This window comes from Paenibacillus anaericanus, from assembly GCF_003994475.1.
In the GTDB taxonomy this organism is placed as follows: Bacteria; Bacillota; Bacilli; order Paenibacillales; family Paenibacillaceae; genus Fontibacillus; species Fontibacillus anaericanus.
The window spans coordinates 52689-76764 of sequence record NZ_RZNY01000022.1 but is presented as its reverse complement, the minus strand read 5'-3'; the positions used below and the strand labels follow the sequence as shown (position 1 = coordinate 76764).

Annotated in this window: 23 protein-coding genes; 1 reads left to right on the top strand and 22 read right to left on the bottom strand. The window is 37.9% G+C overall.

Going from position 1 to position 24076, the window contains the following annotated elements; genetic code table 11:
• Nucleotides 1-17 precede the first annotated feature (17 nt).
• The 11 genes from EJP82_RS21240 to EJP82_RS21190 form a co-directional block, all read right to left on the bottom strand.
• The gene (locus tag EJP82_RS21240; RefSeq protein ID WP_127194070.1) at nt 18-902 is read right to left on the bottom strand and encodes a YitT family protein; all 885 of its coding nucleotides are present in this window, start codon (nt 900-902) and stop codon (nt 18-20) included.
• 236 nt (nt 903-1138) lie between these two features.
• A protein-coding gene (gene prfB, locus EJP82_RS21235) for a peptide chain release factor 2 (RefSeq protein WP_127194069.1) occupies nt 1139-2252 on the bottom strand; the annotation gives its coding sequence in 2 pieces (ribosomal slippage) (nt 1139-2179 and nt 2181-2252; 1113 coding nt in all).
• Nucleotides 2253-2298: 46 nt separating this feature from the next.
• Nucleotides 2299-4806 carry a preprotein translocase subunit SecA gene (gene secA / locus EJP82_RS21230; protein ID WP_127194068.1) on the bottom strand — a complete coding sequence of 836 codons (2508 nt, stop codon included), beginning with the start codon at nt 4804-4806 and terminating at the stop codon, nt 2299-2301.
• Between the two features lie 213 nt (nt 4807-5019).
• Entirely contained in the window at nt 5020-5580 is a 561-nt protein-coding gene (gene hpf, locus EJP82_RS21225) for a ribosome hibernation-promoting factor, HPF/YfiA family (protein WP_127194067.1), read from the bottom strand.
• Between the two features lie 266 nt (nt 5581-5846).
• On the bottom strand, nt 5847-6044 hold the full coding sequence (locus tag EJP82_RS21220) for a cold shock domain-containing protein (RefSeq protein ID WP_127194066.1): 198 nt from the start codon (nt 6042-6044) through the stop codon (nt 5847-5849).
• A 226-nt stretch (nt 6045-6270) separates the two neighbouring features.
• Nucleotides 6271-7917: a S8 family serine peptidase gene (locus tag EJP82_RS21215; protein WP_127194065.1), complete on the bottom strand. Its 1647-nt coding sequence runs from the start codon at nt 7915-7917 to the stop codon at nt 6271-6273.
• Between the two features lie 3 nt (nt 7918-7920).
• Complete coding sequence (locus EJP82_RS21210) at nt 7921-8193, bottom strand: peptide maturation system acyl carrier-related protein (RefSeq protein ID WP_127194064.1); 273 nt, start codon at nt 8191-8193, stop codon at nt 7921-7923.
• Between the two features lie 14 nt (nt 8194-8207).
• Nucleotides 8208-9332, bottom strand: coding sequence for a TIGR04066 family peptide maturation system protein (locus EJP82_RS21205; RefSeq protein ID WP_127194063.1), 1125 nt, complete (start codon nt 9330-9332; stop codon nt 8208-8210).
• Nucleotides 9329-10801: a Cys-rich peptide radical SAM maturase CcpM gene (gene ccpM, locus EJP82_RS21200; protein WP_211350225.1), complete on the bottom strand. Its 1473-nt coding sequence runs from the start codon at nt 10799-10801 to the stop codon at nt 9329-9331. The genes EJP82_RS21205 and ccpM overlap by 4 nt, the downstream gene beginning before the upstream one ends.
• A gap of 107 nt (nt 10802-10908) precedes the next feature.
• On the bottom strand, nt 10909-11079 hold the full coding sequence (locus EJP82_RS28925) for a CLI_3235 family bacteriocin precursor (protein ID WP_127194062.1): 171 nt from the start codon (nt 11077-11079) through the stop codon (nt 10909-10911).
• Between the two features lie 102 nt (nt 11080-11181).
• A complete protein-coding gene (locus EJP82_RS21190) occupies nt 11182-12897 on the bottom strand; it encodes an ABC transporter ATP-binding protein (RefSeq protein WP_127194061.1) in 1716 nt (571 codons plus the stop codon).
• A gap of 153 nt (nt 12898-13050) precedes the next feature.
• On the opposite strand from EJP82_RS21190, the gene EJP82_RS21185 reads away from it, so the two are divergent.
• Nucleotides 13051-13584, top strand: a complete 534-nt coding sequence (locus EJP82_RS21185; protein ID WP_127194060.1) for an RNA polymerase sigma factor — start codon at nt 13051-13053, stop codon at nt 13582-13584.
• A gap of 597 nt (nt 13585-14181) precedes the next feature.
• On the opposite strand, the gene pseC is transcribed toward EJP82_RS21185, so the two are convergent.
• Genes pseC through EJP82_RS21130 form a run of 11 tightly spaced genes read right to left on the bottom strand, consistent with a single transcriptional unit; the run spans nt 14182 to nt 24043 of the window.
• Nucleotides 14182-15375: a UDP-4-amino-4,6-dideoxy-N-acetyl-beta-L-altrosamine transaminase gene (gene pseC, locus EJP82_RS21180; protein WP_127194059.1), complete on the bottom strand. Its 1194-nt coding sequence runs from the start codon at nt 15373-15375 to the stop codon at nt 14182-14184.
• 27 nt (nt 15376-15402) lie between these two features.
• Complete coding sequence (locus EJP82_RS21175) at nt 15403-16350, bottom strand: dTDP-glucose 4,6-dehydratase (RefSeq protein ID WP_127194084.1); 948 nt, start codon at nt 16348-16350, stop codon at nt 15403-15405.
• Between the two features lie 14 nt (nt 16351-16364).
• Complete coding sequence (locus EJP82_RS21170) at nt 16365-17162, bottom strand: formyltransferase family protein (protein WP_127194058.1); 798 nt, start codon at nt 17160-17162, stop codon at nt 16365-16367.
• The gene (locus EJP82_RS21165) at nt 17159-18502 is read right to left on the bottom strand and encodes a DUF4910 domain-containing protein (protein WP_211350218.1); all 1344 of its coding nucleotides are present in this window, start codon (nt 18500-18502) and stop codon (nt 17159-17161) included. Before EJP82_RS21165 ends, EJP82_RS21170 begins: the two co-directional genes overlap by 4 nt.
• Before the next feature lie 34 nt (nt 18503-18536).
• Nucleotides 18537-19262, bottom strand: coding sequence for a cytidylyltransferase domain-containing protein (locus tag EJP82_RS21160; RefSeq protein ID WP_127194057.1), 726 nt, complete (start codon nt 19260-19262; stop codon nt 18537-18539).
• A 21-nt stretch (nt 19263-19283) separates the two neighbouring features.
• Nucleotides 19284-20339 carry a pseudaminic acid synthase gene (gene pseI / locus EJP82_RS21155; protein ID WP_127194056.1) on the bottom strand — a complete coding sequence of 352 codons (1056 nt, stop codon included), beginning with the start codon at nt 20337-20339 and terminating at the stop codon, nt 19284-19286.
• Nucleotides 20340-20351: 12 nt separating this feature from the next.
• Nucleotides 20352-21431 (bottom strand): UDP-2,4-diacetamido-2,4,6-trideoxy-beta-L-altropyranose hydrolase, encoded by a 1080-nt coding sequence (gene pseG / locus EJP82_RS21150; RefSeq protein ID WP_127194055.1) that lies wholly within the window; start codon nt 21429-21431, stop codon nt 20352-20354.
• A gap of 25 nt (nt 21432-21456) precedes the next feature.
• A complete protein-coding gene (pseH, locus tag EJP82_RS21145) occupies nt 21457-21996 on the bottom strand; it encodes a UDP-4-amino-4,6-dideoxy-N-acetyl-beta-L-altrosamine N-acetyltransferase (protein WP_127194054.1) in 540 nt (179 codons plus the stop codon).
• A gap of 22 nt (nt 21997-22018) precedes the next feature.
• The gene (locus EJP82_RS21140; protein WP_127194053.1) at nt 22019-22789 is read right to left on the bottom strand and encodes an SDR family NAD(P)-dependent oxidoreductase; all 771 of its coding nucleotides are present in this window, start codon (nt 22787-22789) and stop codon (nt 22019-22021) included.
• Nucleotides 22790-22792: 3 nt separating this feature from the next.
• Entirely contained in the window at nt 22793-23032 is a 240-nt protein-coding gene (locus EJP82_RS21135; RefSeq protein WP_127194052.1) for an acyl carrier protein, read from the bottom strand.
• Nucleotides 23033-23047: 15 nt separating this feature from the next.
• Nucleotides 23048-24043, bottom strand: coding sequence for a ketoacyl-ACP synthase III (locus EJP82_RS21130; protein WP_127194051.1), 996 nt, complete (start codon nt 24041-24043; stop codon nt 23048-23050).
• Nucleotides 24044-24076: the final 33 nt, after the last annotated feature.

The window sequence follows — 24076 nt, the reverse complement described above, 5'->3', positions numbered from 1 at the left end:
GGGATTTTTTATTCCTGTTACTGTCTTTTGAAACCTTCACCAAGCACTTCATGTGCATTCGTAATAATGACGAACGCCGTTGGCTCCAGCGTTTGCACGATCGTTTTGAGTTGGGTCACTTCGCTTTGCCCTACGACCACCATCAGAACCATCCGGTTATCGCCAGTATAACCACCTTGCGCGCTCAGTTTCGTAAGACCACGATCTAACTGAGATAATACTGCATCCGCAATCTCATCCGTCTTGTTGGCGATGATATATGCGACCTTCGTATAGTTTAGCCCTAGTTCAATCATATCGATAAACTTCCCTGTAATGTAGAGACCGATCAGCGCGTATAGCGCCTTCTCAGGGGATAGAATGAATCCGGCTAGGGCGATTACTGTTCCATCCATAATAACTACACATACAGATAAACTCAGCCCCGTGTATCGCTGAACGATCTGAGCCAAGGTTGATAATCCCCCTGTAGACCCCCGGCCCCGGAACACAATACCAAGACCCAATCCAACACCTATCCCGCCATATAGAGAAGCTAGCAGCATATCTGTCGTCGGGACAGACCAATCTTTAGTCAAGAAAACAAACAACGGCAATACAATGGTCCCGAGCAGTGAACGGATCGCATAATTACGACCTAGCACCAAGAATCCTGCAAAGAACAATGGGATATTTAATGCCCACTGTGTGTATGCTGGCTCAATCCCAAAAAGAGACTCGACGATAATCGATAATCCAGATACTCCTCCTGAAGCAATATGATTCGGGACAAGAAATAAATTAAAAGCAATGGCCGTAATAAACGATCCCACCAAAATCATCATGGTATCGATGACATGGCGACCTGGACCTGTCACAGGTATATATTTACTTAATCTACGTTTACGTGACTTTGGCGGCACTGCGCCTCCTCCTTACTGATTCCATATCATCTGTTATGTACTACTCTTGCATGATCAATACCTTTCGGTCCTAAAAAATACAAGTTGCTGATTTCCGATTCTGTCAAAAGCTTTTCGGAACTCACGGAACTCATCCGAATTAGCACCCGAACGTCATCATGAACTGCTCTAGAAAATCTGAAAAAAAGCCCACCGTGGTGCGCATTGTTAAGAGGCGTGGTGGGACTATTCATTACTTATTGTGATTCAAGACGAATCTGACTCCGTAAGTAACCATCGATAAATGGATCCAGATCCCCATCCATCACAGCACCTACGTTACCGCTCTCCACCGATGTGCGATGGTCTTTAACCATACTGTAGGGATGAAAGACGTACGACCGGATTTGACTACCCCACGCGATATCAGACTGCTCACCGCGGATCTCATCTAGTTCCTTGCGTTGTTCTTCCAACTTACGTTCATACAGTTTAGAACGGAGCATCGTCATCGCTTGTTCCCGGTTCTTGATCTGCGAACGTTCATTCTGACACGTTACCACAACTCCCGAAGGTAAATGCGTGATCCGTACAGCGGAATCTGTTGTATTGATGTGCTGTCCACCAGCTCCTGTGGCCCGGTACGTATCGATCTTAAGATCTTCAGTCCTTATTTCCACAGTCACTTCATCCGTAATTTCCGGAACGACATCACATGATACGAAGGAAGTATGTCTACGTCCAGAAGAGTCAAACGGTGAAATCCGTACCAAGCGATGTACACCTTTCTCCGCTTTCAGATAACCGTAAGCATTGTAACCTTTGATCAGAAGTGTGACACTCTTGATCCCTGCCTCATCGCCCGACAGATAATCTAGAGTTTCTACTTTGAAGCCATGCTTCTCAGCCCATCTTGTATACATCCGTAGCAGCATTTGACCCCAATCTTGCGACTCGGTACCGCCAGCGCCTGGATGTAACTCAAGAATAGCATTGAGTTTGTCATACGGCTCACTAAGAAGTAGTTCAAGCTCAAACTCTTCCAATTTCTTCACTAACGCAGCCACGGAAGCAGTAATTTCTGCTTCCAGTGACTCGTCGCTTTCTTCCTCAGAGAGTTCTAGCATCATCTCAGCGTCATCGTATTCCTGTTGCAGACCCAAATATTTATCCACGAAGGATTTAACATCATTCATTTCTGCGATCAGACTCTGTGCTTTTTCATTATCATCCCAAAAATCAGGTGCACTCATCTTCTCTTCATAGTTCCCGATCATTTCCTGCTTGAGGTCTAAGTCAAAGTGACCCCCTAAGGTTTGTTAATTTCTTGGTAATCTCGCGCATATCCTGTTTGACGCTTGGGTCGATCATGTTGCTTCGTCACCTTCCTAAATTAAATGAAGTTAAACTAAGGTTATTACGCGTTTTGTCCGTGACAATGCTTATACTTCTTGCCACTTCCACATGGGCAGAGGTCGTTACGTCCAATTTGATCTCCACGTTGGACCGGACGCTTCTCAGCAGGCTCACCACTAGTGGAAATCTTATCTTCGTCGACTACGGCTTGACGCTCTTGGTTGGATTCTACTTGTGCCTTCATAATATATGTTGCAACTTCTTCTTGGATCGTAGCAACCATCTGGTTAAACATCTCGAAACCTTCAAATTGATACTCACGAAGAGGGTCCGTTCCGCCATAAGAACGAAGGTGAATACCTTGACGAAGTTGATCCATCGCATCAATGTGATCCATCCATTTGCTGTCTACAGAACGTAGAGCAATTACTTTCTCAAATTCGCGCACCATTTCAGGTCCAAGTGCTTCTTCTCGAACATCGTATTTCACCATTACTTTATCGAAGATAAACTCGACCATTTCATTTGGCTCTTTGCCCCAAAGATCATCTTTAGAGATAGCTCCTTCATCCAACAGTTTACTATTGATGTAGTCGACCACATCTTGTAATTCCCACTCTTCAGGAATATCAGAACTTGTATGAGCTTCAACGATCCGTTCGATAACTGGCTTGATCATATCAATGATAATTTGCTTGATATTATCGGATTCTAGCAATTCACGACGTTGTTTATATATAATTTCGCGTTGTTGGTTCATAACATCATCATATTGAAGTACGACTTTACGTACGTCGAAGTTGTTACCTTCAACACGTTTTTGTGCAGATTCGACAGCCTTCGAGATCATCTTGCTCTCAATCGGTTGATCTTCTTCAAAACCTAACCGATCCATCATATTCAGCACGTTGTCGGCCCCGAACCGCTTCATCAATTCGTCCCCAAGGGACAAGTAGAATTGCGTGGATCCAGGGTCACCTTGGCGACCAGCACGGCCACGAAGCTGATTATCAATCCGACGTGATTCATGACGTTCTGTACCGATAATGTGAAGTCCACCAACTTCGGAAACACCTTCACCAAGGATGATATCCGTACCACGGCCCGCCATATTCGTTGCGATCGTCACCGATCCTGGTTGACCCGCACGTGAGATAATCTCAGCTTCCTCTTGATGGTATTTAGCGTTCAACACTTTATGTTGGACACCTTTACGTTTCAGCATATCAGAGACACGTTCCGAGTTCTCGATTGACACTGTACCAACCAATATAGGCTGATTATTCTTATGCCGTTTCACGATCTCTTCAACAGCAGCTTTGAACTTGCCTTCTACACTCTTATACACGACATCCGGCATGTCTTGACGGACATTCGGCTTATTCGTCGGTACTTGAAGAACTTCAAGACCGTAAATCTTCTTGAATTCTTCTTCCTCCGTCTTTGCCGTACCCGTCATTCCCGCTAGCTTGCGGTACATACGGAAATAGTTCTGGAAAGTAATCGTTGCAAGCGTCATGCTCTCATTCTGTACTTCGATGCCTTCCTTCGCTTCAATCGCCTGATGTAGCCCATCGCTGTAACGGCGACCTGCCATAAGACGACCCGTGAATTCATCTACGATAAGAACCTCATCTTCTGTCACTACATAATCAACGTCACGACGCATGATGACATTTGCCTTCAAAGCTTGAACCACATGGTGGTTTAGCGTGATATTGTTGTGATCATACAAGTTTTCGATTCCAAAGGCACGTTCAGCTGTAGCTACCCCTTTTTCAGTCAGAGATACAGCTTTGACTTTGATGTCCACCGTATAGTCTTCTTCCGGAACAAGGCCCTTCACAAATCGATCAGCTACATAATACAGCTCAGTTGATTTTTGAGCTTGTCCAGATATAATGAGCGGTGTACGCGCTTCGTCAATCAGAATGGAGTCTACTTCATCAATAACGCAGAAATAGAGCGGACGTTGAACCATCTGCTCCTTGTACAGCACCATGTTATCGCGAAGATAGTCAAAGCCAAATTCGTTATTTGTACCATATGTGATATCACATGCATATGCTGCCTGTTTCTCATCGTGTTCCATACCGTTCAGATTGACTCCAACCGTCATACCTAGGAAGTTATAGATTTGTGCCATCTGCTCGCTATCACGCTGTGCCAAGTAATCATTAACAGTAACGACGTGTACGCCCTTGCCTGCTAGTGCGTTCAAATAAACCGGTAAGGTTCCAACCAACGTCTTCCCTTCACCGGTTTTCATTTCAGAGATACGGCCTTCATGGAGCGCCATACCACCAACAAGCTGCACATCGAAATGACGCATGCCCAGCGTTCTCTTAGAGGTTTCTCTAACTGTAGCAAAGGCTTCTGGAAGGAGTTCGTCTAGCGTTTCCCCCTTCTCGAGCCGCTCGCGAAACTCAGCAGTCTTGGCTTGTAATTGCTCGTCAGAAAGAGCCTCAAATTTGGGTTCTAATGTATTGATAAAGTCCACCGTCTTCATGAGACGTTTGACATCACGTTCATTGATGTCTCCAAATATTTTCTTAACTAGTCCTAGCATGATTAACCCCTTTCACGGCAAAACAGATCATTTGCCTAAATTGTAACAGTTTGTAAGGGTTGTCGCAACAGACACCATCACCACTGTCCCGTGGTAAAAACCTTCTTATATTAATAAAGAGCCCTATCCGCAAGCGGATAAGGCTCGTTTCCTTAAAATTCAATTGCAAGAATTGGCACCTGCATTCATACAATCGTCATGATTGGTAACGTACTAATCCTGCTCTATCAAACCGTACTTGCCATCGTCACGTTTATAAACTACATTTACTTCCCGAGTGTCGATGTTTGAGAAGACGAAGAAATTATGGCCTACCATGTTCATTTGCAAAATCGCTTCTTCTACATCCATCGGTTTCAAGAAGAATCGCTTCGTACGAACTACTTCCAACTCATCTGTGTCAAAGTCGCCTTCATCCACTAATACTGAAGTACTGGATGCGCCCTCAACGAACAATTTCTTCAAACTACCTTCTTGACGGAACTTACGGTTAATCTTCGTCTTATGCTTGCGGATTTGACGTTCAAGCTTGTCCGCCACGGCATCCATTGATGCATACATATCTTCGCTTCGATCCTCAGCGCGGAGTACAACGCCAGTAAGAGGGATTGTAACCTCTACCACGTGCAAACCTCGTACGACACTCAATGTGACGGTACCATCTGAGGTGGGGGGTGCATCAAAGTACTTGTCTAGTCTACTGAGCTTCTTGTCAACGTAGTCTCGCAAAGCATCAGTCACTTCAATTTGCTGTCCTCGAATACTAAAATTCATAGGGCACTCCTCCTTTGTTTGCACCCCTATTATAACATAGGTGTTAGCCCAATGTAAAAAGTCTGTAATGGCGAATCAATGAACATAAGCTGTGTTTACAGAAAACAGTATTTTAGGCCTAGTTAAGCAATGGCGGATTGTATTTACGATCGCTGTTTACGATTTCGGGCATAAAGAAAGACCCTGGGTTCCCCCAGGGTCTAACGCTAGCGAATCTTAATTGTTAACCATCGTACCTTATATGTGGGTCGGCTGTGCCGGGATGATTATAACTTGATTACGTTAGCTGCTTGTGGTCCACGAGCACCATCAACAACTTCGAACTCAACTGCTTGTCCTTCGTCCAAAGATTTGAATCCGTCTGTTTGAATTGCTGAGAAGTGTACGAATACGTCTCCCCCATCTTCAGTTTCGAGGAAACCGTAACCCTTTTCTGCGTTGAACCATTTAACTGTACCTTGCATATACAAACATTCCCTTCATTTTCAAATATGAGTGGTTAATCCAGCTCACATTTTTGAATATACCACCCAAACTTCACTAATGTCAATTACTAATAAAACAGGTTTTACTGTAAAATAATTGTAATAATTTGCCGAAGTTACTCTTCTTCATGGATGGATGATGTATTTCAATATCAATACCCTTTTAATTAGGACATGAAACAGTTTAGATACCTATTGAAAAATTTTAACTTCGAAAAAAGTTCAATGTAAAGAAATATAGCTTATCAATAGCATCCTCAGCAACGCAGTTAATAACATTACCCCCACATTCAAAGCTTGAAGTTTCATTAATATTTGATAACACTAAGACATTATCACTACGCTCACATATTATGTCGTTTATATTATAGAGATCCGACACGTCGTTAATAATGAACATGTGTAAATCAGATTGAAAATTATTCATCATACGATCTACTGTAGACTTATCTCTTGAGAAAGCCAGAGCCCTTTTAACTCCAATAATCATAATATCCGGATCATGTACGGAACAAAATGAGGCTAAAGAAGACTCAAAAAAGGCTCCCTCTTTAAAAGGATTAACAATTTTATGCCCTGAAAGGATCTCTTGGGGGGAATCCGAGACAGTTACTAGTGAGTAACCATTCTCCCTAAATTTCTTGGAGAGAAGGAACAGCAAGGAATTCATTTTCACTCCATCAAAATCATATATAAATATAAAAGGAATTTGAACATCTCTTGAGGCCTTATTTAATATATCACTCTTATTTATGATTTGATGATATAGTTTTATATTTTTTATCCCATCTATCTCCAACAGTTGTAAAACTTCCTTATCTATATTCTCACCAAGATACACTATATCCTTCCCATACTTACTTAATTCTTTTAAGTATAGATTCCCTTGCCCATCGGACATATAACTACTGATTTGATTAACAATAACCACAGTATCCGTAGTTTTAAGCGTCTGCATACTCCCTGACAGATAACTCGAAATAAGGTGGGTGATCACATGCACATCATTACTATCAATATAAATAATTTCCCTGACTTTAAAATCATAGTATTCAATATTATACGGGTTCCCTTGGTCATTAATAACAAAAATTATAGCTTCCTTAATCCAGTCTAAAAAATGATAAACATTGGGATAGTACTCAGTTAGATCTGTATTAAGGGAAGCAGTCCTTAATTTGCCTCGTATTTCCTCTATCGTCATTTTAGGTTTCTGTTTTAGAAAATCATTGATTATAGAAGTTACTACAGGTGCCGCAAAACTGTTAGAATTTTGCGTAATAAATTCACGACCAAGATAATCTTTAAGTTTATGACGTGCATTCGCTGTAATATCAATTCCATTAAGAGGATAGATGTTAAATGCGAATTCTCTTTCTGTATATATCCCTGCCTTATCACAATTAACTCCAATTACATTTGTTAAAGATACAGGATAAGTAAAAATTCCTTCGTTGCTTTGGGCAGCGATAATTATCATCCCTCTGTCATATGCTTGATTCACTACGTTTCTCAAAAATTCGTAATCAAGATTTAAAGTCGAACCAAGGCTTATATTCACCAAGTCCATTTCTTTCTCAATACACCATTCAACAGCTCTAACAAGCTGATTTACCGTGCTCTTTGCACGCTCATTAAGTATCTTAATACTACTCATTAGATCACATTTCGTATACTTCCTAATAATAGAAGCGCAAATAGTTGCATGATTAAAATCTAAATCGTGGTAGTTCCTCCTAGATACCACTTGCAACTCTGCGTCTATTTCCAGATTATACTCTAGAAACTTTTCATTAAATATAGTTTCGTTGATTCCATCGTCTATTATTGCCACTCGTGTTGGCTTTCTCATGTTTCAAATCCCGATAGTATAACAAGACTTCTGCTCAATAATCATTTGACATATATTATTAAAGGTTGTAAATTTCTTAGTAACAATAGATTCTTGAGATATATGTATCTTAAACGTTTCTTCAATATCAAAAAAAAGATATAATAAGTCCCTAGAATTTAAACCTATTCTTCTTCCTAATAAATGTTCATCTAAAAGTGCATCTGAATTAAATTCTAAATCAAATCTTCCCTTGAATATCCGTTTTAACTGTTCCTGTATCTCTTGGTCTACCATACCTCTCTCCTCCTTTAAATAGTCTGAATATCTGCGTATTCAATAAGTTTTTCTAAGAGATAATCCGCCGCTTTACCGGTATCCTGATGGTTAAAAATATTAAATATGGGAGAACTCAATGATCCAAATTGACTTTTTACACTATCGATCACTTCTGCATCAATCATGTTATAAGTCATCATTCCATTCTGACTTGAAATGTCCCAGTCAAACTTTACATTAGCCAAGTTGTAACAATCTACTTCGATACCAAATCGATATTTAATGACTTTGCTCAATTCCGTAAAATAGTCCACTTTATAATCCTCATATAAAATACTTAGTATGGAGACATCTGGCTTTACTGCCCTTGATATTTCATATGCCATAATACCAAACTTATTAGTAAATTCATCATTAAACGGAAATAGGCCGCCGGGAATTCCGATTAAAATTAAATCAGGCTGTTCTTTAAGCTCGATGTCTTTAATAAAATGATTAAACATAACGACCTTATGATAATCAGGAATCGTATGTGCAAACATAAAACTAGGAATGGAATGAAATCCAAACATTTCGCAGTAGTCTCTCGATCCGACCTGACTGATCTTATAGTCCATTTTTAGAAGTCTCTCTCTTAAGGCAAGCTGAATTTCGAATTTTTGACATCTCTCACCCATACCAATAACAAAAGCGACCGGGGTATTTATAGGATGAATATACTCTATATCTATCTCTTTACTTATTATTTTTCTCCCCGAGTTATTGTAATATTTAAAATAAGTATCTGATAATTTACATTTTTCGATATAATAATTTAGTAATTCATCAGGAATAAATATCGTGCATAATATGTTTTTTCGTTTCTCAATAGCTTTGTCTATTTTTGGCTTAATCATCTGATCAAAATCAAGTTTTAGATGAGACTCACTAAACAAGACGGTATCGCATCCATCAAGTAAGTGATTAAAATCATTACTCACATTAATTCCCAGTTGCCCTCCATAATCAGCTATACCTGCATCCTTTCCACACAACCCCCAACCATTTGGGGATATTAATCCAAGTATGTCGTATCCGTGGTTAAAAACTGGATGTCTCACTATAGGAGTAGACTGAATATCATATGGGTAAATTATTAGTTTTTCCTGTTTACTCATCTTACCTCCTCCATTTCTGCGTTTCGATAGCTCAAGGTCGGCTTTTCCACATCACTGAAGGTATATCCAAATTCCAACAAAGTACAATAATCCTTCATCATATCCTCAACTGAATTTGTAACTCCGCTACAGTGAGTCAATTTATGCTCCCGGGATAATCCATTTAAATTGTCGCAGGCAGCTGCACACAGATTACAGAATCTGAAATTCCAGCAATTTTTACACTCATTTTCAGTTAAGTTGCCTATGTTTAATAATTTTCTTGCATTTTCGATATCAAATCCCTCGTCCACATTTCCAAGATTCATGGCCTGTGATAATTCACTCACTCTCTCACAAGGGTAAAAATTTCCATGAACATTCATGAATAATCTTTGCGCTCCAGGAATGCACGGCCCACCATGATGCACCGTCTCCGGCAAAAAATTGCTTGGCTTTCTTTTCTCATGCATATTTACTTTTATGCGGTCAAAATGAGAATTAACAAGTTTTGATACCCACTTCTCATCCAATCTTCCCAACTTAGATAAAAATAACTTAAATACCTCATAAGACCACTTTTCAATAAAACTATCAGGGGTAGCCAATTCATTCTCAGAGTACTCCGTGTTTAGTGCCGATGCATTTATAAAGGAATCTTTAAGTACTTCTTCACTGGAAAAGAATTCACTTGAACAATTGAAGTCGTTCTGGGGATCCATCACCGCATTAAAGCTTATTTTTTTATAATATTCGGGATATTTAGACTTAACTGCTTCTAGATTGCTTATGATTTTGTCAAAGGTACCCACGTCACGTGAGGCAAATCTTCTATTCTTATCCTGCACTTCTCTGGGACCATCAAGACTAATCATAAGACTGACATTATGAAGTTCTAAATATTCTATAATCTTATCCGTAAGCACGGTTCCATTCGTAGTTATATTAAAAGTAATCCGTTTGCCTTCTGCCTTCGTCTCCGCATATTCAATACACTCCTTAATGAGTGGAAATTCTAATAAAGGTTCCCCCCCGTAAAATCCAATATTGATTTGAGATAAGTCCATCGAATGATCTATCAAGAAATTTATTCCTTTTGACGCCATCTCAAAAGTCATAATTTGAGCGGAATGGTCTCTATTCATATAACTTCCGGAATATACGCAATACTTGCATCTTAAATTGCATTGTTGAGTGACCTGAAGCGTGATTTTTGATACTTTGTTATTCAGCGTATACAGTAAAGTTCTACTTTCGGAATGCTCAATTTGTTTAATTTTATTTGCAGACAAAAAGCCTTTGTTTATCAAAGTAGCGATACCATCATATTCTTTAAAATATTCTTCCGACTCTATTTTATCGTTTAATACGTCTTCCAATACTTCAAACGTCTCTTTATCAATCATTACTATTATATTAGTATTGACGTCATAAACATAATAACAACCCGGCGTTCTAAATAAAAAGATAAAGGGATGTTCTTGAATCATCGTAGGCCTTCCCCCTTAATTTCATTCAAAATTATTGCTAAGGGCTAGAGTTAAAACAAACTCCAACCCTTAGTACATAAAAACCTTAGACGTTGAATTAGCAATTTTTAAAAACTAGATGAAGTCCGGCTTGTGTTATTGTTGTTTTGTAATGAGAAAGAATTACTTGAAGCCAAGATAGGTTTACAAGAGCAAGCACCACAATAACAATTACAAATACATGCAAAAGCTTCTACAGTCTCATAAGTCATAGCCCGCTTTTTCCCCAATTTTTTCATTTTTTCACCACCTTTCCTTTATGGATGAATGAAATAATCTCTTACACTATTCTAATTCCATATTTTTGTTTAGATCACACATTATCTATAAATTATGTAAAATTATCTTACCAAAACCATATCTCTAAAATATGAACTATTAGTAAATAGTTGATCATACTCTCCTATATATTCCAATTCTCCATCTCGTATCACAATAACTCGGTCAACATGCTTTAATACCTCCATTTGATGGGTAACTAGGATAACGGTTTTATCTTTGAGCCTATTATTGAGTAGATGGTTAATGTAAATTTCCGATTCCGTATCCAAATTAGAAGTAGCCTCGTCAAATATAAATAGTTCCTTTTCATGGATCAAAGCTCTAGCCAGCGCAATTTTTTGTCTTTGTCCACCTGACATTTTTAGACCGTTGCATCCTACATCATTATCTTCTGATTCCCCAAGAGCAAACTCAGTCAATTGAGCATCAATTAATACTTTCTGCATCTCATTGTATTCTGGCTCTGAATACAGCTTAATATTATTCTCAATGGTGGTATCAAACAAATATACATGCTGGCTTACAACGGATATTTGCTGTCGATATTCATCGATATCATATTGTTCAATATCAACACCGTCCATCTTTATAGTCCCACTAGATGGAGTATGAAATCTCAATAACAGCTCAATAAGTGTAGACTTTCCAGATCCATTATGCCCAACGATTGCTACCTTTTCTTTAGCATGTATAACGAAATTTATATTTTTCAGTACCATTTCTTCACTATAAGAAAAGTTCACGTTACTGTACTCAATGTTACCTTTCATCATTTGAGTTAAAGCTTTCGGAACTAACTTAGAGGTGGAGTCCTCTACCTCTAAGTCAAGAAAATTAAAATAGCGTCTGGCCGAAGGAAGTACGTTTGACATAAAATAACGAATATTCAATATGGATGCGATCGGACTAGTGACATAAGAACTATACATGATGAAGGCAAATATGCTACCCACAGTGAGAGTATAATTGAAGACCATACTTGCTCCCAGAATATATAGTCCCACCAGCAATAACTGTAACAAAATGGACTCCACAGCAAGACTATATACATTTAACATTTCCATCCTTTTCTCCGTACCAATCATACTAAGCTGCTTGTTTGTGAATTCTTCTTTCTTATTTTTTATGAGCCCAAATAACCTGATTTCATTAATTCCTCCAATAGTATCGCCAAACCAACTGGCGTAATCACTCGAACTTTGAATAAATTTTTCGATAAGGTTCTCTCTTTTTTTCGAAAAGTATTTTGCTGATATATATTTTGCGGGAGTGAAACATATAACTAAGATTGTCAGTCTCCAATCAATAATTAACAACCCTACCAACCCACCTAACAAACTAAGAATCTGAGTCAATAAGAAGAAAAAGTTACTATCTACCACTTTAGTTATATTATCTACATCTAACTTAATATTACTGAGTAACACCGTAGTATTTGCCTCTTTAAAATACTTAATTTTCAATCTTGATAGATGATGGAATGCATGTTCATTCAAAGATAACTTGATTTTAATATAAATATTAGTTCTTATTTCCTCACACATAATCTCCATACTCTTTCCTACTACAATTAATCCAAAAGATATTAATGAAAAAAAAATTACAGTTCGCATATTGTTTTGGATAAATCCTTCATCAATAATTTTTCGAGTTGTTAAGGGTAAAAATAAATTTACTAGACTAGCTAAAGATAATAGCACCATAGTAATACAAATCTTTCTTTTAAATGGAATAAATAAATTTATTATTTTGTTCAGTGTCTTTCTATCATTCACTGACTTCTCCCTCCTTCGTTGCTTTGTAATACTAATTCCATTTTCCTCTTATTATCACATCAATATTTCTTTATGTAATATAATTCACTAACATATATCTTACTGTTTGGTAGTATATAGATAAATAAATTAATATATAGGAGGTATATCTAAATGAAGGGAACCAGTCCAAACGAAGTCCTCTTAAATAAAGTTTGCGAAGAACATTTAGAAAGCGTTTACAATTTTTGTATTTATCTTATACATAACAGTCGAGGGTTACAGGATATCGCAGAAGAAAGCACACAAGAAACCTTCTTAGAAGCAAAGCAGCAAATTGAAAAACTAGTTCAGCATCCAAACATTAAAGGCTGGTTATTTCAAACAGCGAAGAACAAAGTAAATAGATCATTTCGATATTATTACTCTAAAAAAAAACATGAGTTACTTACCAATGAAGTAATACAATATCCAATATCTTCAATTGAAAATGAATTAGAGATTAATATCGATTTTGACCAATTGAAAGTCGAAGTCTTGAAGCAGCTTAATGCCCAGGAATACGAGCTTTACTGTAATTATTACTTACATAAAAAATCTATCGATGAACTATCCACCATCTATGACATCTCTAGAACAGCAGTTACAACTCGAATCTATAGATTAAAAAAGCATATTAAAGAAATCGCCAATCGCGTGACGATTTAACTGGGACAATTAACATCTTCAAAGTCAGTCTTTCAAGTGACAGTACAAGTTGGTTCACTCTACTCTGCAATTTTCAAAATACGAATCTCTTATATAGATTAACGATTATAACAAAAGTATTACTCTCCCTATTTAAACCACAAAAGGATGACTATTAATGAATTCATTTATCATTCATTAATAGTCATCCTTTTCGCACTGGCTAGTGTCTTCTTTTCCACGTCGTTCTCTTGCAAACCTTTTCCTCCATGAGTGACATTACATTCGATTAAAGCAATTCTATAACCTCTCAGGATCAAGGATGTCCGCTAACTTAAATGTTAGTGCATAGGTGATATTTTTCCATTGTCTTAGAACTGACTTCAACAGTCCCATTTCTCGCTCTAAAAAGTCAGTTTCCTTATCGTGTCACTCTCTCTTCTTAAACCCTACTATTTAATTTGATTAACATATAAATGACCCATAAGATGTCACTTTTTCAAGTGTCTATCTTACGAGTCACAGTTCAATTCTAGAGCCTTGTTTTTCTTTGGTTATTTTGTTATTTTTGAAAAAAGTAGTCTTTTTATCCTCAGATAACTCAAGGGTCTAGAAAAATTAATTCTTAAAACGAGCATATACCTTTTTCACAGCTGTAATAACATCCGCCACATCTGACTCTGTCATTCTCGGAAAAAGCGGAAGAGTGATTACGGTATCATAGTAGGTTTCAGCATTAGGACACACGCCGGTTTGATACCCCAATTTCTTATAAAAGGGCTGGAGATATACAGGTATGTAATGAACGTTAACTCCAATGTTTTCATTTCGTAATGCTAAAAATAATGACTCCCGACTCTCTGCAAAGTATTCAGGCAACCAGCGAAGGACATACAAATGCCAAGATGATTCTGCATTAGAATGCTGTTTAGGAACAATCAACCCCTGTAAAGAAGAAAACGACTCATTATAAAGGGCAGCTATTTCTCTTCTTCTCGCTACGAAACCATCTAACTTATCCATCTGACTCAAACCCAGTGCGGCTTGCATATCTGTCATTCTATAATTATAGCCCAGTTCCTGCATTTCATAATACCACGGGCCTTCATTTCTAATGAGTTCTTTCGGATTTCTTGTCATTCCATGGCTACGGAACATCAAGAGCTTACGATAATAATGCTCATTATCAGTGGTTATAACACCACCTTCACCAGTGGTTATATGTTTAACGGGATGAAAGCTGAACATTGTCATGTCAGCCCAAGCGCCAACTTTTCGTCCTGCGTAGCTGGCACCGAGTGAATGAGCTGCATCCTGGATAAGCACAAGGTTTCGGTCACGCGCAAGCATAGAAATTCGATCAATCTCCACTGGCTGGCCTGTAAAATCTACTGCGATAATCGCTTTCGTTCGTTCCGTAATTTTTGACTCAATATCCAAAGGATCAATATTATATGTGTTTATGTCAATATCCGCAAATACTGGAGTCCCCCCTTGGTATAAAACGCAGTTACTGCTGGCCAAGAAAGTGATAGGTGTCGTAATCACTTCATCTCCTTGACCGATGCCTGCTGCAAAACAAGCTCCATGAAGCGAAGCCGTTCCATTGGTATATGCTACTGCATACTTAGCCCCAACATAATTAGCAATCTTAGTTTCAAATGCTTCGATAGCCGGACCTTGAGTAATGAAGTCACCCCTAAGTACTTTTACAACGGCTTCGATATCCTGCTCGTCGATCCACTGCTGTCCATATGGCAATAGTGTAGAGCGAACCGGGTTGGAAGACGATGGATCAGATATATCGTTCATCACTGTCTCCTCCTTAGTTATTGACGATTAGTCGAGACCGCCAGATTTAATCCACTCGGTCGTACGTGCAATTCCTTCTTCCAAAGTAACTTCTGGCTCCCACTTAAGGAGATGCTTAGCTTTGGAAGAGTTACAGAGCAATTTTTGTATTTCACTCTGCGGATGGATGTGCTCCACATACTTAATTCTCGACGCATCGCCGGCAATTTGAAGTGCTAACTCATTGATAGAGATATCTTTACCCAGTCCCGCATTCACAATCTCTCCATCAACTGTATTCGAAAAACCTGCTGCAACCACAAATCTAGCGCAGTCTTCAACATAAAGAAGGTCACGGGTCTGAGTCCCCTCTCCATATATACAAAGATCTTTACCATTTAAGTGATTATTAATGAAAATGGCTACTACGCCACCTTCACCACCTGTCTTTTGAAAGGGTCCATATGTATTAAATGGACGGATAACTACTGTCGGTAAATCATAGGCATAATAATAAGAGAGTACCATGTTCTCTGCAGCAACCTTTGCTCCAGCGTATGGAGAAGCCGGCTTTGTAGGGTGTAACTCCGTTATACCATCTTCATCGCTGCAACGGTCATACACCATACAGGTGCTCATGAAAACAACCTTTGTGTTATGCTTACGGCACTGCTCCAATACAATAAATGTGCCTACTGTATCATTGTCGAAAGTTGTCTTAGGATCATCGATTGAATCTTGGACATTAATTGAAGCACCAAGATGGTAGCAAATCTCAAACTTATGCTCATCAAATAGACTAATCATAAGTGCCTCGTCCAGAATAGTACCCTTAATAAACTGCCTTAAACCCTGATGGTTCCGGAACTCTTCTACGTTAGCTTCACGACCGTTCGACAAATCGTCTAGTATCCACAACTGATGACCTTCGTCTAGTAATCTCTTGGCGACCCAACGGCCAATAAAACCGGCTCCGCCGGTGAGTAAAATTCTCATCATTTATGCTCCTTTTAAAACGCTCTTATTAATGGAGGCTGGGAATGTCCCAGTTTTCCATCTAAATAATGATCAACGATGTCATTGTTGAATAATTCATAAATTACCCTGAGATGATGTGGTTCCCAATCAGCAGATGTAAATAGCTTACCACTACTCTTTTGCAGTGTTTCTACTATTTCCTCACCTAAAGAAATTTTCTGTAAAATTGCCACTAAATCTAAAGAAACCTGCTTTACCGCCTTACAAGCTACATCATGAATGCCGTCACCATAATCAAGTTCAGGTACTGAGTGGTGAACAATGCTTCCCCCATCCAATTTTTCCGTTAAACGATGAATAGTCATTCCTGACCAGTTCGGCTTCATAAAATAAAAGGGCCAGAATAATGTCGTATTGCCCCTATACCAGGGAGATAACCCACCATGAATATTCCAAGAATACTTAGGAAATAAACTCAAAATGTTGTTACCTAATTTATGAACGCCATAACTAATTACAACATCAGGAGTAGTATTAATGACCCAATCTTTTACCTTCGAGCTATTTAACTCAGGTGCTTCAACTTTTAATATTGGAATACTCCAATGACTAAGTTCATTAACTTTGAACGCACGGTGTTCAGCCTGCTCTCTTTCCTTGAAATGTCTAATAAACAATTCCTTGTCACTTTCAACAATACTATCAGGAGGGGAAGGAAGGAATTCCTCCCGATTCTCCACTATTAGTGATGAAAGGAACCCTGCGTTATACAACATTTGCGCAACGTAAGAATGGCGGGGATGCGACCCAGTTATCAACAAAAGCCTCAAAGTATATCTCTCCTCTCATCATATGGACCTGAAATTAACTCTTTATCTAATAGCAACTTGACAATAGGAATAAGGTCTAAGATACTTGCATTGCATTTAGAGGCGATCTCTCTTAATGTATGTTCACCATCCGAATAATTTAAAATATTTAGTATACGTGACAGTTGTATTCTATTATCATTCAAATTATTAGAAGATAACTGCTTTGTTACTCCTGCAGCATTCATATCAGGATAGAGCCCATACTTATCGAGCTTCACTTCCCCATAAGGAGAATTATTTATATAATAACCATCCCATTCCACTGCTTCAATCAATATTTCCATTTCATTAACACTTGAATATAATGACTCTATTGTCATCTCTGCTTTGGTATCCAGCGAGTTATGATATCCGGCATATTCACCATAAACTGTTCTCGCCATTTGCCCTACTGGTAAATTAAAACCAGGGGAGCAATACTGCCGTTCATCAGATCCTCCATCAGGGGTAAATATTCGCGTTTGCCCATTAAATACATTTGTATCATTTAGGTGCGTCCACATCAAATCAATCGGGCTGTCACCTCTTCTCGACATTTTATAACTTAAAGATCTATTTCCTCCTAAACACGTCAAAACAAGACCAGCGTAAATATTTTGACGCAACTCTTCTCCAAACCTATGTAGATAACTGATACTCCCTATCGTTTCGGGTAGGAACACAAAGCGGTAGGTGAACCTACGCTGTTTTCTGGCTAACCTTTGATATAAAAAAACAGCTGAAATAGGGCCACTTAATTCGTTATTCGCCATGGATGGATGGCATACATAGGTACTAATTAGTATTTCGCGCTTACTTTCACCAGGAAGAATAGCATGAGAAAAGTTCAACTCTCCATCGATAAATTCACTGTCAATATAAGCATGATATTTCCCAGGCTTTAACTGCTCACGTTCTTCATGTGAGATACAAAATCCCCACCTTCTCTTATAATACGAAATAACATAAGGGATAGCTGTAGGCAGATTAGGAATAGAATGAAGGTGTTGTTGAAGCTCCTCAAGATCTATTACACTATCCACCGAATCACTGTAATTTAATACATGTAGATTATTTATTTTAAAGTCAGCGATAATCTTATTGTCGGGACCCTTTAATATGGCATCTCTTATTACCCATTCTTTAGGTATTATCCAATCAAACACTTCGGTATCCGATTTGACTCCAAAGTGTTCAAGCGGAATATAGCCAGATAATATATTAAGTGTTTCGCGTAGACCCTCACCTGTAATACTTCTACATATCGGAAATAATCTATCAAAGAGGCTATCCATCTGAAGTAATTCTGAATTACTCATTATATCAATCAACTCCGCTAATACAAATATTTTCTTAAATCACAGGTTTTTGCTCGATGTGAGCATTAATCTTTGATATCTCGGGAGATTTTAAAAGATACTCAATTACATCTGAAGAACTTACTAGTATATCATCTGGAAAGGCTTCAGCTATTGCCTGGCAAACTAAATAATCCTCTTGTGTATCAAGAGTAATTCTTAACTGAGGGTGATTCAAGTGTTTAGGAACATTTATAGAAACAGATGAAAATAATTCTTTGTTTTCATATGCAAAATATGTAACATGTTCGCGATGCCGAATTTCCTTCCCCAAATAATTAACTTTTTCCAAAGCATCAAATGAAATTATTTCTACAGCTAATCCACGTGGTAATTCACCCTCATACAATAAAATATCAGAAGGCTTTACGATCATCGTTTCTATCATCGCACTTGCCAGTTCATAATCCACAAATGGGCAATCGGCTGTTACACGCAAAACATTCTCAGCTTTATACTTCTTGGCACAATCATAATATCTTTTTAGAACATCCTCTTCCGACCCACGAAAACAATTAACATTGTTAAGCTTGCACCAATCTTCTATAGCATCATCCTGCTCAAGTATAGAAGTGGCTACGATAACTTGATGAACCCCTTGAATCTTATTACATCTAGTCACAACGTAATCAAGAACACAACTTGTACCTAGTGGCATCAAAACCTTACCTGGTAAACGACTAGAGCCCATACGCGCTTGAATAATTACAGTAAAATTCATCGTACACCTCTATTTATAATGTTAAACAATATCCCAACTAATAGGAGTCCCCTTCAATATATCAATTGAAGCAGTTCTACCAATTACCATATCCAAGTATTTTGGCGGTAAACCATAACCCGGCCTGATCACTTTAATGTTGTCTTCATTAATTTTCTCACCCTGCTTAATATCACTAGATGCATAAATAGATCTTCTGTAATTTCTTGAGTCTTTTTCACTTTCTGTAGCACCGTATGATATAGTCCCTATCGATTGCCATGCTTTAGTTGCCTCTTCAACTAGGCTTTTCATTTCATGAGGTTCCATAGAAAAAACAGAATCCACACCTCCGTCAGCTCTTGAAAGCGTGAAGTGTTTTTCAATTACGGTTGCACCCATCGCTACACTAGCAATAGAAACTCCTAGTCCTAAGGTATGATCAGATAACCCCACTTCACAATTAAAAAGCTGCCTCAAATGTGGAATTGTAGCAAGATTAGAATTTGTAGGCTCAGCCGGATAAGTGCTTGTGCATTTTAAGAGTACCAATTGTTCACATCCGAACTCTCTTGCGGTTTGTACCGCCTCATCTATTTCTGCAGGGGTTGCCATTCCAGTAGACATAATTATAGGTTTACCCGTTCGAGCTACCTTTTTAATAAGTGGCAAATCTGTATTCTCAAAGGACGCTATTTTATAAGCCGGCACATCCAAACTTTCCAAGAAATCGACTGCAGTTTCATCAAACGGCGAACTAAATGCAAGTAAACCCAATTCATTACATTTTTTAAATATCTCAGCATGCCATTCCCATGGGGTATACGCTTGTTTATACAAATTGTATAATGAATTTCCCTTCCATAGATTATCAGATTCTTTAATCATGAATTCTTCGGTATTGACATCCAAGGTCATAGTATCCGCAGTATATGTTTGCAGTTTAATAGCATCTACGCCTGATTCGGCAGCAGCTTTAACAATCTCTAATGCCCTATCTAGAGACTGATTATGATTTCCGGACATTTCTGCGATGATGAAGGGCTTGTGGATTCTTCCTATCCAACGACTCGAAATTTTTATTTCATCTGTTTGCATCAAATACTCTCCTTAGTCAGCTTTTATCGGATTAACGATTTCATTTATCACATAATCTAGCCTACTACCTGGAATTAGGTTTAGACAATATTCACTCATTCTCTTCAGTACATTTGGTAAACCAAGTGCCTTTTCAATTATGTTATTGTAATCCTGTGAGATGATATTTTCATGCCACCCCATATTCCATATTGTCTGATGATATTCCGCAACTAGCACTGACTCTTGTTGATTGTCCGCCACTACAGTGACGGCAGAGGGTAAGCCCAAGAAACATCTCTCCCACATCGTTATACCTCCCGCTCCAAGAGCAAAATCGGCTTTCAAGATAAGTTCAGAGATGTGTTCCACCTGACAAAAAAAATTCACGTTTTTCAGTTGCTTAGTTTTTAGTTCAATAACCTGCTTGTTTTTATTTGATAATCCCACTATCAAGTTAAATTCAACATCATTAAAGTTATTTTTATTCAGACAATTTAACACTTTCATGGTTTCTTCAGTAGGATCGCTTCCTCCAAAAAAAACAAGTATTTGTTTAACTGCTCCTGAACGAGGCTGAATATCATGACGTGAGGCATAGAAGTGTTCTTTTAGAATTAAATATTCAGGTCCAAGAAATAACTTACACCCAGGTGTTATGAACTTATTATATCTTAACTTATAGTTGTGACTGATATTCTGATCTAATAAGATGTCACAATTATGAGATCTATTTGCTAAATCATCGATTACCATAATTCCCTTCACATGCGGTCTTAGCATCGTCTCCCAGCGATAATCAATTCCATAATGATCAACAATGATCCATTTAGGTTTGTTAATAAGACCACTAACGAACTCAATTGTAGTTGTTGCATCCTGCTCAATAGATATATCTTCACCGTTAATCAAAATGACCTGAAATCCGCGAGTATTTATATATTGGATTAAGTCACTATGTAAGTCTTTAACTACAAAAATACTAGTATAACTATGCTTCAGTAATTCGTCGGCCAAGATCAAGCACCTCATTAGATGCCCAGTCCCAATATTATTGGTTGCATCCGCACGAAAAACTACTATTTCATTAATTTCGTAAAGTTCTCTTTGCATCCATTTACCTCATAATTGTCATGGTTTATTCTTCAAATTCTGTCTTTAAGTGAACATAACGATTTCGTTTTTCTTGCCACTCGTAATCCATTAACTCATATAAATAAACATCGTCAAATTCCCCATATTTAAATATATGATTTTTATATACTCCTACTTCTCGACAACCATGCATAAGATGGGTCTTTCTTGCCTTTTCGTTTTTCCCTAATACTTCTGCCGTTATTTTCTTGAGTTTCAGTGTTTCAAATACATATTGATACATATGAGGTGCAATTAATCCTCCAATTAATTTCACATCAAACTCGCCAATGTACAGTCCCCAACTGCATCTAGAATGTTCCCATTGAATATCATTAAGTGAAACTACACCAATTAACCTGTCATTATAAGATATTAACCAATGTTTTTGACTGTTATCGTTACTTATCTTGGTGTACCATGACAATTGATGATCCATATTTTCTTCAATGTCTGTAAACATATATCGTGTTACATTGGGATGAGTTCTCCAGCGCATTACTTGCTCTAGATGATATTGACGAAGCTTAACAAACTTGATCATACATCTGCCTCCAATTATTTATTTATTGACAGGAGTACCCTCCATCAATAACCATAGATGTTCCAGTTACCCATCTAGCAGCTTCAGAAAGAAGATAGACAGCTGCATAAGCAACATCAGTTGGAGTCCCGAAACCAAGTGGGTATTGATTTTCGGTTTCTTTTCGCTTTTCTAGTGTTACTAATTTAGACCACTGATCCATCATTTTTGTAGGGATAAATCCAGGACAAATCGAATTCACTCTAATCCCATGTCTCGCTAATTCAAGTGCCGATGATTTCACAGCGGAATTTATGGCTCCTTTGCTAGCGGAATAACCTACTATTCCTGGTTGACCTACTACTCCCATAATTGAAGATATGAAAACAAACGATCCTCCAGAAGAATTAACCTTTTTGTTCGACAAACCTTTCAATAATGCAAGACCAGAGTATAGATTAAGAGACATCATTTTTTCTATTTCACTTATTTTCATTGTTCGAATGGGACTGGTAGTTTGAATACCAGCAGAATGTACAATTCCATCAATGTTAACATTATGTTTAGACACGATTTCTTTCATCCAACCCGGGATTTCATCAACATGCTCTAAATCAAAATTCTCGACAATATGATTTTGATTTAGATTCACATTTAAATATCCCTTAGTTTCATCAAGGGTATCCTGATGTCTTCCCACTAAAATTAACCTTGCACCTTGTTTACTTAGAGTCTCTGCAATTTGTTTTCCTATACCTGAGGATGCACCTGTCAAAAGAATCGTTTTATCACTTAAGGAAAAGGGATCCTGCATGATTTATGCACCTGAAAGTTGATTTTTCACTTTATCAATCAACTCACCAAAGGTGGTACACGAGACAATTTCTTCTCCATCCAATTGAACTCCAAACATGTTGTCAGCTATTGCCATTGTTGACACAACAGCTAGTGAATCCCAATCCTCTAAGTTCTCTAGAACAGTACTCATTTCTAATGTACCTTCAGCAACCATAACCACGTTTTCTTCAAACTCTCTAACGAAATTTTTGAAATCCATCTATACGCCCTCATTTCAACTATTTTTCCATACCATTTTACAACCTGCCCATGAGTAACCTACTCCGAAACCAAGAAGCAACAGTTTATTGTTGTCATCGAGATTACCTTGTTCCATTTCGTTTTTCAAAGCTATTGGAATTGTTGAAGATACAGTATTACCATAATTTTCAAGACACACAGTAAACTTTTCTTCAGGTATTTTTAATTTTAACCTTAAATGTTCTAGCATAAATTTATTTGCTTGATGAAAAACAAATCTATCATAATCTTGAATAGCCATACCTGTCTTCTCAAGCAATTCAAAGAATGCTGGTGGAACTTCCCTTAGTGTAAAGTTAAACACCTCTGGACCGTTCATATATAAATTTGCGTTGGACCTTAAGTTTCCATATCTATCTTCCAGCTCCATTAGTGCTTCTTCTGTATATGGTTCTCTAGCGCCCCCGTTTCTTACAATCAAATTTTCCTTTCCGGTTCCATCCGTTCCAAATACAAACGGACCCAAATAATCCTCATTTGCATTTACATTGGAAATCAGTGTAGCTGATCCCGCATCTCCAAATAGTACCTTTACACTTTGATCCTTCTTATTTACATATTTACTGTAAGTATCTCCAGTTAATAGTAAGATATTTTCTGCTTGTCCTGTCTCAATTAGGCCTTTCGCTAAAGATAGCCCGTAGACGTATCCAGAACAGCCCAAATTATAATCAAACGCCCCACATTTTGTTGGCAATTCTAATCTTGCTTGTAGCAAACAAGCAGAGGTTGGTAAAAAATAATCCGGTGATTGAGTGCAAAAAATAATAAAGTCAATATGTTCTCGTTCACAAATTCCTGATTCAAACAGCTTTTCTGCTGCCATAAATGCTAAATCAGTTGCTGTCTCTTCTTCAACCACATTAATTTGATTAATCCCAATTTTTTTAGTAAGTTTCTCATTCTGGTCATTGTACTCAATTTTTTTAGGAACATAATATTCTATGGATTTTATATAGCTTTTTATCATATCTGTCCCTCCCATTAGTACTACTAAAACATC